This window comes from Serratia quinivorans (assembly GCF_052113645.1).
GTDB classification, from domain to species: domain Bacteria; phylum Pseudomonadota; class Gammaproteobacteria; order Enterobacterales; family Enterobacteriaceae; genus Serratia; species Serratia quinivorans_B.
Genome location: NZ_JBIEIU010000007.1, coordinates 1 through 13227, shown reverse-complemented (window position 1 = coordinate 13227; position 13227 = coordinate 1). Strand labels below are relative to the sequence as shown.

The 13227-nt window shown below is 57.0% G+C and carries 11 protein-coding genes; 8 read left to right on the top strand and 3 right to left on the bottom strand.

Translation table 11 applies throughout. The annotated features are described in order from the left end of the window. Nucleotides 1-13 precede the first annotated feature (13 nt). From ACGS9J_RS14075 to emrB, 3 genes are read left to right on the top strand one after another with little or no spacing between them, the layout of a single operon-like run. The gene (locus ACGS9J_RS14075) at nucleotides 14-1465 is read left to right on the top strand and encodes an efflux transporter outer membrane subunit (RefSeq protein ID WP_442231504.1); all 1452 of its coding nucleotides are present in this window, start codon (nucleotides 14-16) and stop codon (nucleotides 1463-1465) included. 25 nt (nucleotides 1466-1490) lie between these two features. Next, entirely contained in the window at nucleotides 1491-2663 is a 1173-nt protein-coding gene (gene emrA / locus ACGS9J_RS14070; protein WP_442231503.1) for a multidrug efflux MFS transporter periplasmic adaptor subunit EmrA, read from the top strand. Nucleotides 2664-2680: 17 nt separating this feature from the next. After that, on the top strand, nucleotides 2681-4216 hold the full coding sequence (emrB, locus tag ACGS9J_RS14065) for a multidrug efflux MFS transporter permease subunit EmrB (protein ID WP_442231502.1): 1536 nt from the start codon (nucleotides 2681-2683) through the stop codon (nucleotides 4214-4216). 79 nt (nucleotides 4217-4295) lie between these two features. On the opposite strand, the gene ACGS9J_RS14060 is transcribed toward emrB, so the two are convergent. Continuing rightward, nucleotides 4296-5396 (bottom strand): tRNA/rRNA methyltransferase, encoded by a 1101-nt coding sequence (locus ACGS9J_RS14060; protein WP_442231501.1) that lies wholly within the window; start codon nucleotides 5394-5396, stop codon nucleotides 4296-4298. 208 nt (nucleotides 5397-5604) lie between these two features. Between ACGS9J_RS14060 and trxC the strand changes: the two genes are divergently transcribed. From trxC to ACGS9J_RS14035, 5 genes are all read left to right on the top strand, one after another. After that, nucleotides 5605-6024 (top strand): thioredoxin TrxC, encoded by a 420-nt coding sequence (gene trxC, locus ACGS9J_RS14055; protein WP_442231500.1) that lies wholly within the window; start codon nucleotides 5605-5607, stop codon nucleotides 6022-6024. Nucleotides 6025-6142: 118 nt separating this feature from the next. Continuing rightward, nucleotides 6143-6847: a tRNA-uridine aminocarboxypropyltransferase gene (locus ACGS9J_RS14050; RefSeq protein ID WP_442231499.1), complete on the top strand. Its 705-nt coding sequence runs from the start codon at nucleotides 6143-6145 to the stop codon at nucleotides 6845-6847. 34 nt (nucleotides 6848-6881) lie between these two features. Then, on the top strand, nucleotides 6882-9530 hold the full coding sequence (locus ACGS9J_RS14045; protein WP_442231498.1) for a bifunctional acetate--CoA ligase family protein/GNAT family N-acetyltransferase: 2649 nt from the start codon (nucleotides 6882-6884) through the stop codon (nucleotides 9528-9530). Nucleotides 9531-9683: 153 nt separating this feature from the next. Next, entirely contained in the window at nucleotides 9684-11039 is a 1356-nt protein-coding gene (pssA, locus tag ACGS9J_RS14040) for a CDP-diacylglycerol--serine O-phosphatidyltransferase (RefSeq protein ID WP_442231497.1), read from the top strand. Nucleotides 11040-11278: 239 nt separating this feature from the next. Next, the gene (locus ACGS9J_RS14035; RefSeq protein WP_442231496.1) at nucleotides 11279-11611 is read left to right on the top strand and encodes a YfiM family lipoprotein; all 333 of its coding nucleotides are present in this window, start codon (nucleotides 11279-11281) and stop codon (nucleotides 11609-11611) included. Between the two features lies 1 nt (nucleotide 11612). On the opposite strand, the gene ACGS9J_RS14030 is transcribed toward ACGS9J_RS14035, so the two are convergent. Beyond that, complete coding sequence (locus ACGS9J_RS14030; RefSeq protein WP_442231495.1) at nucleotides 11613-12923, bottom strand: MFS family transporter; 1311 nt, start codon at nucleotides 12921-12923, stop codon at nucleotides 11613-11615. Nucleotides 12924-13006: 83 nt separating this feature from the next. Then, nucleotides 13007-13227 (bottom strand): hypothetical protein (locus ACGS9J_RS14025; protein WP_442231494.1); only part of this gene is annotated, 221 nt, incomplete at its 5' end.

Genomic DNA, 13227 nt, shown 5'->3' with positions numbered 1-13227 from the left:
TCAGGTACATACTATGCGATCCCCATTTAACTGGAGATTCACCCCGCTGTTCGCCGTATTTTTGCTGGCCGGGTGTGCGTCTACCGATAATATTGCCCCGCAATCCACTCTGATGGATCCGCAGACTCTGCAGCTTTCACAGCCGAAGGTCAGTTCGTTGAACGTCAGCCCGCAGTGGTGGCGTGCGCTTAACGATCAACAACTCGACACGCTGATGACGCAAACGCTGCAAAGCTCCCCAACGCTGCGACAGGCCGCGGCACGCGTGCGCGAAGCCCAGAGCGTGATGGGTGAAGCCAGCGCCGCCAACGGGCCGAACCTGGATCTCAACGCCAGCAGCACCCGCCAGAAGGTGCCGCAAAACGTGAACCTGGGGCTGGGGTATCCTCATCAACCGATCTACGAGACCTCCAACTCTCTGGGGCTGAACCTGGCCTATGAGTTCGATTGGTGGGGCAAATACCGCAACCAGGTTAACGCCGCCAAGGCACAGGTCGATGCGGCCCGCGCCGAGCAGGAACAGGCTGCGTTGACGCTCGCCAGCTCGGTGGCTTCCGCCTATTACCAGCTGCAGAGCAATTTCGCACTGGAGAAACTGCTGCAGCAGGAAGTCGACAACAATCAGCGCCTGGCGGATCTGCGCCAACAGCAATATAAAGCCGGCATCACCGGCGTTGATGTTCCGCAACAAACCCAGGCGCAAGCCGACGGCGCCAAGCAGCAGATCCTTCAGTTGCAATCGCAGATTGAGCAACTTAGACACCAGTTGGCCGCCCTCGCCGGCCTTGGCCCGAACGCGATGCAGCACCTGCGTCCGGTAGCTCTGCCCGCCAGTAATTTGATGGCGCCAAAAGGTGAACTGACTGCCGACCTGCTGGGTAAACGCCCGGACATTGCCGCACAACGTCAGTTGGTGGAATCCTATAACCAACGCGTCAGCGCGGCCCGCAAAGAATTTTACCCCAGCCTGACCATTTCAGCCTTTGCCGGCCTGACCACCACCAACACCAGTGGTACCAGCCCGAATCTGTTTGAAGCGGCCAGCCAGGCCTGGAACGTGATGCCGGCGATTTCATTGCCGATCTTCCACGCCGGTGCGCTGCGCAGCAAGCTGGGCGAGGAATCCGCGCTGTATGACCAGGCGGTGGAATCCTATAACCAAACCATCCTGAATGCCGTGCAGGAAACCGCCGATGCCATCACCGTCCAACAAAGCACTGCGCAACAGCAGCTGCAGGCGGCATCCGCGTCCCAATCGATGCAGCAGGTGTACCGCGTCGCTAACGCTCGATACCAGGCAGGGATTATCGGGCGCGACCAGTTGTTAACCAGCCAAACGCAGCTCTTGCAGCAGCAGCAGGCGGAACTGAATGCCAGCAGTAATTTGCTGCAGGCGAAGATAGGACTGATCCGTGCGCTGGGTGGTGGCTATCAGGCCCCGGCCGCTGCGGGTTCAAAAGCATAATAAAATAGAGAGCTTGGAGAACACCATGAGCGCAAGCGCGGAGACTCAAAACCCGCAACAACCGGTCGGCAAAAAGAAGCAGCGTAAATTTTGGCTGCTGCTGCTGACGGTTATTTTCATCGTTATTGGGGTGGCATATTTAGTGTATTGGTTCCTGGTGTTGCGTCATCATCAGGAAACCGACGACGCCTATGTATCCGGTAACCAGGTCCAGATCATGGCCCAGGTGAACGGCAGCGTTAACCGCGTCAACTTTGACAATACCGACTATGTGAAACAGGGCGATGTGTTGGTCACCCTGGATCCGACCGATGCCGAACAGGCGCTTGAACGCGCCAAAACCGGCCTGGCCAATAGCGTGCGTCAGACCCACCAGCTGATCATCAACAGCAAGCAGTATCAGGCCAACATTGCCCTGCGCAAGTCTGACCTGAGCAAGGCAGAAAGCGATTTGAAACGCCGCGTGGTGCTTGGCAGCGTTGACGCTATCGGCCGTGAAGAACTGCAACATGCTCGCGATGCGGTCGACAGCGCCAAAGCGGCGTTGGAAGTGGCGGTGCAGCAATACAACGCTAACCAGGCGATGGTGTTGAATACGCCGCTGGAACAACAGCCGGCCATTCAGCAGTCCGCAGCGCAGGTGCGTGACGCCTGGCTGGCGTTGCAGCGTACCAAAATCATCAGCCCGATCACCGGTTATGTGTCCCGTCGCAGCGTACAGGTTGGCGCGCAAATCGCCGCCGGTTCCCCGCTGATGGCGGTGGTGCCCGCCGATCACATCTGGGTTGATGCCAACTTCAAAGAAACCCAAATCGCCAATATGCGTATCGGCCAGTCGGCTACCGTAGTCAGCGACATTTACGGTGATGACGTGGTGTATAACGGTAAAGTGGTCGGTATCGATATGGGCACCGGCAGTGCCTTCTCTCTGCTGCCTGCACAGAACGCCACCGGTAACTGGATCAAAGTGGTTCAGCGCCTGCCGGTACGTATTGAGCTGGACGCCAAGCAAATCGCCGATCATCCGCTGCGTATCGGTTTGTCGACATTGGTTAAAGTTGACACCACCAACCTGGACGGCCGCGTGCTGTCTGACGTGGTGCGTGACAAGCCGCTGTACCAGAGCGACGCATTGGCGTTGAACCTGGCGCCGGTTAACCAAATGATCGCCGACGTGATCCATGCGAATGCCGGTTAAGCGCGCGGGAGGCTACCTTGGCACAGAAACCGCTTGAAGGTGCTCAGCTTGCCTGGATGACGGTCGCGCTCGCCATGGCGACCTTTATGCAGGTGCTGGACTCCACCATTGCCAACGTGGCGATCCCAACGATTGCGGGTAACCTCGGGTCTTCCAACTCGCAGGGAACCTGGGTGATCACCTCGTTTGGCGTGGCGAACGCCATTTCCATCCCGATCACCGGCTGGCTGGCGAAGCGCGTCGGTGAAGTGCGGCTGTTCCTTTGGTCGACCGCACTTTTCGTGCTCGCTTCCTGGCTGTGCGGCATTTCCAACAGCCTGGGCATGCTGATTTTCTTCCGCGTGATCCAGGGGGTGGTGGCGGGACCGTTGATCCCACTGTCGCAGAGTCTGTTGCTGAACAACTATCCGCCCGCCAAGCGAGCGATGGCCCTGGCGTTATGGTCGATGACGGTGATCGTCGCGCCGATTTTCGGGCCTATCCTCGGCGGTTATATCAGTGACAACTATCACTGGGGCTGGATCTTCTTCATCAACATCCCGATTGGCGCCGTGGTGATCCTGGTGGCGATGTCGACGCTGAAAGGCCGAGAAACCAAAACCGAGATCAAACCGATCGACACCGTCGGTCTGGTGCTGCTGATCGTCGGTATCGGCTCGCTGCAGGTGATGCTCGACCAGGGTAAGGAGCTGGACTGGTTCAACTCGACCGAGATCATCGTGCTGACGGTGGTGGCGGTGGTGGCGCTGCTGTTCCTGATAGTCTGGGAACTGACGGATGACCATCCGGTGGTGGATTTGTCGCTGTTCAAATCGCGCAACTTTACCGTCGGCTGCCTGTGTATCAGCCTGGCCTATATGCTGTACTTCGGCGCCATTGTGCTATTGCCGCAGTTGCTGCAGGAGGTTTATGGCTATACCGCCACCTGGGCGGGCCTGGCTTCGGCGCCTATCGGGTTGATACCGGTATTGCTGTCGCCGATCATCGGCAAGTTCGGCAACCGGCTCGACATGCGCCGGCTGGTGACCTTCAGTTTCATTATGTATGCCGTGTGCTTCTACTGGCGCGCCTATACCTTTGAACCGGGAATGGACTTTGGCGCCTCGGCCTGGCCGCAGTTTGTCCAGGGCTTCGCCATCGCCTGCTTCTTTATGCCATTGACCACCATTACGCTGTCCGGCCTGCCGCCGGAACGTATGGCGGCGGCATCGAGTCTGTCGAACTTTACCCGTACGCTGGCGGGGTCGATCGGTACTTCGATCACCACCACCTTGTGGACACAGCGCGAATCGCAGCATCACTCGCAGCTGGCGGAGTTTGTGAATCCTTACAGCCCGCAGTCGCAAGATATGTACCGGCAGTTGGAACAAATTGGCATGAGCAAGCAGCAGGCTTCGGCCTACATCGCCAATGAGATCACCGCGCAGGGGCTGATTATCTCCGCCAACGAGATCTTCTGGCTGTCGGCTGGGGTGTTCCTGATCCTGCTGGCGCTGGTCTGGGTGGCGAAACCGCCGTTCAGCTCAGGCGGTGGGGGCGGCGGCGCTCACTAAGCCGTAGAACGCAAAACGGGCGCCCAGAGGCGCCCGTTTTTTATTCTGACTCTATACCTTTGCAGCCAGCCGACGGGTATTAAGCCTGGTTTTGACGCCACCAGTCAGCCAGCAAAATGCCGGTCGCGACCGATACGTTCAGGCTTTCCACCTTGCCGGTACCGCCGATAGACACGTTCATGTCACCCTGCTGCCAGGCGCTGTCGCTCAGACCGTCACGCTCCTGACCCAATACCAGTACCATTTTGGCCGGCAGTTTAGCCTGCGCCAACGGGGTGCCTTTATGGCTCGAGGTGGTCACGATGGCGTAACCCGCCTTGCGGAAGGTATCCAGCACCGACAGGAAGTCATCCGCGTTGATCGCCTTGATGTGTTCCGCGCCGCCTTCTGCGGTACGTACCGCCGCACCGGATTCCAGCAGTGCCGGATCCTGCAACAGAACGCCGTTCACGCCAAAGTGGGCGCAAGAGCGGACGATAGCCCCCAGGTTGTGCGGGTTGCCTACTTCTTCCAATGCCAGCACGCAGTCTTTCGCCGGCGCTTCTTTCAGATAGGTTTGCGCATCCAGACCCTGACGTTTCTTAATCAGGAAGCACACGCCGCCGTGGTGTTCGGTGCCGGACGCTTTGGCCAGCTCTTCTTCATCCACCACGTGGTAGGCTTTGCGGTTCGCCGCCATCCAGCGCAGTGCTTCACGAAAACGTGGCGTGACAGACTGCACGAACCAGGCACGGACGATAGCATCCGGACGGCTGGCAAACAGAGCCTGACAGGCGTTTTCGCCGTAAACGCGGGTTTCTTCCGCACGCTGGCGACGCAGTTGTTCAGGATCGATAAAGCTTTTACCGCTGATACCGCCGTGATCAAACGCCGGCTCTTCTTCCGGACCACGAGACACGGTTTTCCACGGCGAATCGTAACCGCCACGGTCTTCAGTGCGCGCTGGGCGGCGAGGACGATCGCTTTCACTGCGGCGGGAATCAGTGCCAGAGCCACGGCGATCGTTATTACCGCGCGGCTTGTCCTGACCGGTACGGCCCGAAGAGCGAGCACCGTCTGCCGGACGGCCTTTGCCGGCCGGACGCTTATTCTTGTTACGGTCGTCGCCGTTGCTGTCGTCGTCACTGCGGACGTACATCACTTTAACTTTACCGTTCTTGCCACTAAATGAATCGTTCATTTTCTTCTCCACCAACGCGCAGGGCGCGAAGATTACCTGATGTTGGGGTGCTAAGCCACCTACTTGCGCTAAAAGCTAACAACTATCGTATTCATTGAACAAACCTCTTTGTTCATTGCTGCGCTTTTAACGATAATAAGCAGCATTAAAGATACATCTCCGCAACCCGAATGCGGTATGTCGTGCTTTCTCAGTCTCCGAGGTCATCATGAATACAGTTTGTCCCGCTTGTAATGCCACCAACCGCGTGCCTGAAGAACGAGTGGCTGATGGCGCGAAATGCGGCCGTTGCGGCCATGCGCTATTTGACGGTGAAGTGATCAACGCCACCGCCGCGACACTGGATCAGTTGCTGCAGGATGGCCTGCCGGTCGTGGTCGACTTTTGGGCGCCGTGGTGTGGCCCCTGCGTCAGCTTTGCGCCGATCTTCGAAGACGTTGCTGAAGAGCGCGCCGGTAAAGTCCGCTTCGTCAAAGTGAATACCGAGGCCGAACCGGAGCTGAGCACCCGTTTCCGCATCCGCAGCATTCCGACCATCATGTTGTTCCGCGACGGAAAAATGGTCGATATGCTCAATGGCGCCATGCCAAAAACGCCGTTCGATAACTGGCTCAATGAACTAGTTTAACGCAGAAAGTATAGGCGGTGTTGCCCATTGTGGCTGACACCGCCGCAGTGCAAACCAGCCCGAACGCTCCCGTCGGGCTTTTTTCTGCGTTACAATACCGGTTTTCCCCGGGATGTTTATGACCGCCAACGCCGTACTTCGCCTGCGCCAGTTTCGTCTGGAACGCTCTACCCGCCCTTTTCTGGCGCGCGGCAACCGCATTGCGCGTTGTCAGGGTTGCCTGCTGCCGCATAAAAATTGCCTGTGCGACACCATCCAACCGCAGCCGGCCACCAGCCGTTTTTGCCTGATCATGTTTGGCGCAGAACCGCTGAAGCCAAGCAATACCGGCAGACTGATCGCCGATATTCTGCCGAACACCCAGGCATTTCTTTGGTCGCGCACTGAAATCGACCCGGCCCTGCTGGCGGCGATTAACGATCCCGAACGCCAACCTTACGTGGTGTTTCCCGCTTCCTACGCCGCGCCCGAGCGACCGGTATTCAGCGAACTGCCCACCGGCGGCAAACCGCCGTTGTTTATCATGCTCGACGGCACCTGGACCGAGGCGAGCAAGATGTTCCGCAAAAGCCCGTACCTCAATCAGTTCCCGGTGTTTTCGCTCAACGTAACCGCGGCCTCCAATTACCAACTGCGTGAAGCCAGCCGCACCGAGCAGCACTGCACGGCGGAAGTGGCGGCGGCGCTATTGCAACAGGCCGGGGATACGGCCGCCTCGGACGGCCTGGTCGAGCATTTTCGCTATTTCCGTCAACAGTATCTGGCGGGGAAACCTACGCGCCCGGAGGCATCGGTCACAGCAAAGCCGTCGCAAAACGCCTAGAATCAGGCGGTAACGTTGCCTAAAGGAGTCGTGCATGAGCCAGCGAGGGTTAGAAGCGCTTTTACGTCCTAAATCGATTGCCGTTCTCGGCGCTTCACAGCAGCCTGGCCGCGCCGGCAACCTGATGATGAGCAACCTGCTGGCCGGGGGCTTCAATGGGCCGGTGATGCCGGTCACGCCGCGTTATAAGGCCGTGTGCGGGGTCATGGCCTACCCCGACGTCGCCAGCCTGCCGCTCAGCCCCGATCTGGCCATACTCTGCACCCATGCGCGACGCAACCTGGCATTGATTGAGGAGTTGGGTGAACGCGGCTGCAAAACCGCCATCGTGCTCTCCTCCCCGCCGGAACAGTTCGCCGAGCTGAAAGCCTGCGCGCAGCGTTATTCGATGCGCCTGCTGGGCCCCAACAGTCTCGGCCTGCTGGCCCCCTGGCAAGGCATTAACGCCAGTTTTTCACCGGTGCCGATCCTCAAGGGCAAGCTGGCGTTTATTTCCCAGTCAGCGGCAGTGGCCAATACCATTCTCGACTGGGCGCAGCAACGCGAAGTCGGCTTTTCCTATTTTATCGCGCTGGGCGACAGCCTGGATATTGACGTCGACGATCTGCTGGATTTTCTGGCGCGCGACAGTAAAACCAGCGCCATCCTGCTGTATCTGGAAAATATCAGCGATGCACGCCGCTTTTTATCCGCCTCGCGCAGCGCTTCGCGCAACAAACCGATTCTGGTGGTCAAGAGTGGGCGCAGTCAGCAGGCCCAACTGTTGCTCAACAGCCAGCAAGGGCTGGATGCCGCTTATGATGCTGCAATCCAGCGGGCCGGTTTGCTGCGCGTACAGGATACCCACGAGCTGTTTTCGGCAGTGGAGACCCTGAGCCATATGCACCCCTTGCGCGGAGAGCGGCTGATGATCGTCAGCAACGGCGCAGCACCGGCGGCAATGGCATTGGACGAATTACTGGGACGCAACGGCAAATTGGCGCAGTTGGAGGATGAGACCCTGGCGCAACTGGGCGACACGTTGCCCGAATTTATCCGTGCCGGCAACCCGATTGACCTGCGTGACGACGCAACACCGCAACGCTATTTGGCCGCGGTCAAGACGTTGCTCGACAGCCATGACTACGATGCCTTGCTGTTGATCCACGCCCCAAGCGCGGCAGCCCCAGGCACGCTCACCGCCGAACGCATTATCGAGGCCGTACGGCAGCACCCGCGCGGCAAACGCGTTACGCTGCTCACCAACTGGTGCGGCGAGTACTCTTCGCAGGAAGCCCGGCGGTTGTTTACCGAAGCCGGTATTCCAACCTACCGAACACCAGAAGGCGCGGTAACTGCATTCATGCATATGGTGGAATATCGCCGTAATCAGAAACAGCTAAAAGAGACCCCGGCGCTGCCGGTCGGCCTGACCGCCAACACCGCCGATGCCCACCGATTGATTCAGCAGGCGCTGGCAGAAGGCGCTACGCAGCTCGACACCCACGAGGTGCAATCGATTCTGAAGGCCTATGATCTGACCACCCTGCCCACCTGGATTGCCGAGGACAGTGCCGAAGCGGTGCATATTGCCGAGCAGATTGGCTATCCGGTGGCCTTAAAACTGCGCTCACCCGATATCCCGCACAAGTCCGAAGTTCAGGGCGTGATGCTCTATTTGCGAACCGCTACCGAGGTGCAGCGAGCCGCTGAGGCTATTCTCGACCGTGTGAAGCGCACCTATCCACAAGCGCGCATTCACGGCCTGCTGGTACAGAGCATGGCCAACCGCGCCGGGGCACAGGAACTGCGTATCGCGGTAGAGCAAGATGCCATTTTTGGCCCGCTGATCATGCTGGGTGAAGGCGGTATCGAATGGCGTCAGGAAAATCAGGTCGCCGTGGCATTGCCGCCGCTGAATATGGCGCTGGCGCGCTATCTGGTATTGCAGGCGGTAAAAGGAGGCAAGATCCGGGGTCGCAGTGCCCTGCGGCCGCTGGACATTCCCGGACTGAGCCGCTTGCTGGTGCAGGTATCCAACCTGATCCTGGATTGCCCTGAAATCACCCGGCTGGACATCCATCCGGTACTGGCCTCCGGCAGCGAATTTACCCTGCTCGACGTGTCGATGCAGCTCGCGCCATTCGAAGGTGATCCACAGGCGCGGCTGGCAATCCGTCCTTACCCCCATGAGCTGGAAGAAACCATCGGATTGAAAGACGGTTCGCAATGCCTGTTCCGGCCGATCCTGCCGGAAGACGAGCCTGCGCTGAAGCACTTTATCGATCGCGTGACCAAGGAAGATCTCTACTATCGCTACTTCAGCGAGATCAACGAGTTTACCCATGACGATTTGGCTAACATGACGCAGATCGACTACGATCGGGAGATGGCTTTTGTCGCGGTGCGAGATGAACAAATCATCGGCGTAACGCGCGCCCTGTCCGACCCGGACAATACCGACGCGGAGTTCGCCGTACTGGTGCGATCTGATCTGAAAGGACTGGGTCTGGGGCGTCAACTGCTGGAAAAAATGATCGCCTATGCCCGCGCTCATGGGCTGACCCGCCTGACCGGGATCACCATGCCAAACAACCGCGGAATGATCGCGTTGGCGCAACGGTTGGGCTTTGGCATCGATGTGCAGCTTGAGGATGGCATCGTCAATTTGACCCTGCCGCTGCAGGCGGAAGAAGTGCAGTGACCTGCGTCGCAATGCGCTACGAATCCACCACTTAACGCCAAAACATACGCACAATCGGGGCAACTAGTGGTATTATCGCCCGATTATTCGATTTAATATTTTCCCGTATTTGGCGTTCAGGCCATCTAATCATGAGAGAAGAAGCGCACTGTGATGTTGTCAAAATTTAAACGTAGCAAACATCAACAACACCTTGCACAACTGCCCAAACTCCCCCAGACGGTAGCTGATGTACGTACTTTGTACACACCGTCTGATTACCGTGCCACGCTGCTGGAATTAATCGCTAACGCCACCCAACGCATTTATCTGGTCGCTCTGTATCTGGAGCATGACGACGCCGGACGCGATATTCTCAACGCGCTTTATCAGGCAAAGCAGCGGTGTCCGGAGCTGGAGATTTGCATCCTGGTCGACTGGCATCGCGCCCAGCGTGGGCGCATCGGCGCCGCGGCCGCCAATACCAACGCCGATTGGTATTGCTCAATGGCAGACCAGCACCCAGGGTTATCCGTGCCGGTATACGGCGTGCCGGTCAATACCCGCGAAGCCCTGGGCGTGTTGCACCTGAAAGGTTTTGTGATCGACGAGACCGTGATTTACAGCGGTGCCAGCATCAATGACGTTTATCTGCATCAGCATGAGAAATACCGCTACGATCGCTACCAGTTAATCAGCAACGGTGATTTGGCTGATACCATGATCGATTACATCAAACAGCACCTGCTGACCGCCGGTGCCGTACAACGTTTGGATCGTGACGATCGTCCCAAGAGCCCAGAGATCAAAAACGAAACTCGCCTGTTCCGTTTCGGTCTGCGTCGGGCCGGCTATCAATTTCGCAACAAAGCAGGCAACGATGAACTGGCGGTAACCCCGCTGGTTGGGCTGGGCAAGCAAAGCGTGCTGAATAAGACCATTCACCACCTGATGTCCTGCGCCGATCAGAAGCTGACGCTGTGCACCCCTTACTTCAACCTGCCGGCCCTGCTGGTGCGCAATATCATCTATCTGCTGCGCCAGGGCAAACAGGTGGAAATCATTGTGGGCGACAAAACCGCCAATGACTTCTATATTCCGGAAGATCAGCCATTCAAAATTATCGGCGCACTGCCTTACCTGTACGAAATCAACCTGCGACGCTTTCTCAGCCGTCTGCAGCGTTATGTCGATACCGGCCAGTTGATTGTTCGCCTGTGGAAAGACGGCGATAACAGCTATCACCTAAAAGGCATGTGGGTCGATGACGAATGGCAGTTGATCACCGGTAATAACCTCAACCCGCGCGCCTGGCGGTTGGATCTGGAGAATGCCATTCTGATCCACGATCCCAAGCAGGAGATGCGTGAGCAACGGCACAAAGAGCTGGAGTGCATTCGCACTCATACCACCGTGGTGGGTAACTACCTGGAACTGCAAAGCATCCAGCAGTATCCGATCAAAGTACGTAAGCTGATCCGCCGACTCCGCCGTATCCGTATCGACCGGTTGATTAGCCGTATACTGTAATCCCGCTATAATTCAGCTACAGCAGACCCCGGCTAATGCCGGGGTCTGATTGTTGACAAAGGGGGATAAAAGCGTGGTTTTTCCCCCTTTGTGTCATCAGCCGAAAATCAATAAATTGATTTTCCTGATTTATTTTCAAAACCTTTAGCGCCTGCTGACAAACATTATATGTTTGTCAGCAGTCTCACCCCGGCCAATGCCGGGGTTTTTATGTGTCATGACAACAGGATGTTTTCATTATGCGCCCACTCCGCTGCCTGGCTGTGCTCCCCTTTTTACTGTTGACCAGCGGTTGTAGCCACCTGGCAAACGACAGCTGGACCGGCAAAGACAAGGCACAACACTTTGTCGCCTCCGCGGCCTTTGCCGCCGCCGGCGCTGCTTATGGCGATCATCAAAACTGGAGTGAGGCACGCAGCCGCAGCTTTGGCCTGATGTTTTCAATCGGGCTCGGTGCCGCCAAAGAGCTGTATGACAGTCGCGAAGGCGGCACCGGCTGGAGTTGGAAAGATTTTGCCTGGGATGTGGCGGGCGCGGCTACCGGTTATAGCCTGTACCACGCCACCCGCTGATTTACAGTTGGATCTCTTTCCCCTTGCGATGCAACCGGAGAGAAACAATCAGTGCCAGCAGACACATGCCGGAAACATACCAGAAGAAGGCATTCTCAAAGCCAAACGACTTCAGCGACAGCGCGACATATTCTGCTGACCCGCCAAACATTGCATTAGCCACCGCATAAGACAGACCAACGCCCAACGCTCGCACTTCCGGCGGGAACATCTCAGCTTTCAACAACCCGCTGATCGAGGTATAGAAACTGACGATAAACAACGCCAGCACAATCAAACCGAAGGCCGCGTAAGGGTTGCTGACATTTTTTAGCGTCAGCAAGATCGGAACGGTCAGCAAGGTCGCAAACGAGGCAAAGATCAGCATTGAACTGCGGCGGCCAATCTTGTCGGACAATGCCCCGACCAACGGCTGCAGCAGCATGTAGATGAAAAGTGCGGCGGTCATAATGCCGCTGGCCAGTTTGGCATCCATCCCGGATGTATTGACCAGATACTTTTGCATATAGGTAGTAAAAGTATAAAAGCTCAGCGAGCCACCGGCGGTAAAGCCCAGCACCATCAGGAAGGCTTTACGGTTCTTCCACAGCCCTTTCAGTGAACCAGCGTCCTTATGGTTACGGGTTTTGGCATCGGAGGTTTCATTCAGTGAGCGTCGCAGGTACAGCGCGACCACCGCCAATACCGCGCCAATCGCGAAGGGAATACGCCAGCCCCAGGCTTTAAGTTCCTCCGAGGAGAGGATTTGCTGCAGAGCCACCAGAACCAGCAACGCCAGCAGTTGGCCACCAATCAGCGTGACATACTGGAAAGAGGCATAGAAACCGCGCCGCCCCTTTATCGCCACCTCACTCATATAGGTGGCGCTGGTACCATACTCTCCGCCGACCGACAGGCCCTGGAACAGACGCGCAACCAGCAGCAGTACCGGTGCCCAACTGCCGATTGACTCATAAGTCGGCAAACAGGCGATCACCAGCGATCCTGCGCACATCATGCAAACGGAGATCAACATCGAGTTTTTACGGCCATGCTTATCGGCTATATAACCGAACAACCAGCCGCCGATCGGGCGCATAAAGAAACCTGCGGCGAAGACACCGGCCGTTTGCAGCAACTGAGTGGTGCTGTTGCCGGCAGGGAAGAACGAGGCGGCAAAGTAGATAGAGCAGAAGGAGTAGACGTAAAAATCAAACCACTCCACCAGGTTCCCCGATGAAGCCCCAACAATAGCGAAAATACGTTTCTTTTTGTCCTGGACCGCCAAATGGGCGGCATCGCCTTCCTCAATCACCGAAGTTGCTTCTGTCATTTTATATTCTCCGAGCCAGATAAACAGTAAAGTCGGCGTCCTGCCGTTTAAATGTAATTTAATTGTTAATTCTCAGTTAACGATTAAAACAAATAGCGGGCGAAGAATATAGCGTGATTTTTGTGATGTGTATTGAAGACTGGCGTGAAAATAGATCGAAATAACAGCAAATATTTATAGCAGACAAAGTAAAAAGCCCCATGCTTTCGCATGAGGCTTTGTACTTTATTTGATGCCTGGCAGTGTCCTACTCTCGCATGGGGAGACCCCACACTACCATCGGCGCTACGGCGTTTCACTTCTG

Coding starts and splice junctions, on each gene's coding strand:
- ACGS9J_RS14075 (WP_442231504.1), top strand. CDS start 14: ATGCGATCCCCATTTAACTGGAGATTCACCCCGCTGTTCGCCGTATTT.
- emrA (WP_442231503.1), top strand. CDS start 1,491: ATGAGCGCAAGCGCGGAGACTCAAAACCCGCAACAACCGGTCGGCAAA.
- ACGS9J_RS14060 (WP_442231501.1), bottom strand. CDS start 5,396: ATGAACGATTCATTTAGTGGCAAGAACGGTAAAGTTAAAGTGATGTAC.
- trxC (WP_442231500.1), top strand. CDS start 5,605: ATGAATACAGTTTGTCCCGCTTGTAATGCCACCAACCGCGTGCCTGAA.
- ACGS9J_RS14050 (WP_442231499.1), top strand. CDS start 6,143: ATGACCGCCAACGCCGTACTTCGCCTGCGCCAGTTTCGTCTGGAACGC.
- ACGS9J_RS14045 (WP_442231498.1), top strand. CDS start 6,882: ATGAGCCAGCGAGGGTTAGAAGCGCTTTTACGTCCTAAATCGATTGCC.
- pssA (WP_442231497.1), top strand. CDS start 9,684: ATGTTGTCAAAATTTAAACGTAGCAAACATCAACAACACCTTGCACAA.
- ACGS9J_RS14035 (WP_442231496.1), top strand. CDS start 11,279: ATGCGCCCACTCCGCTGCCTGGCTGTGCTCCCCTTTTTACTGTTGACC.
- ACGS9J_RS14030 (WP_442231495.1), bottom strand. CDS start 12,923: ATGACAGAAGCAACTTCGGTGATTGAGGAAGGCGATGCCGCCCATTTG.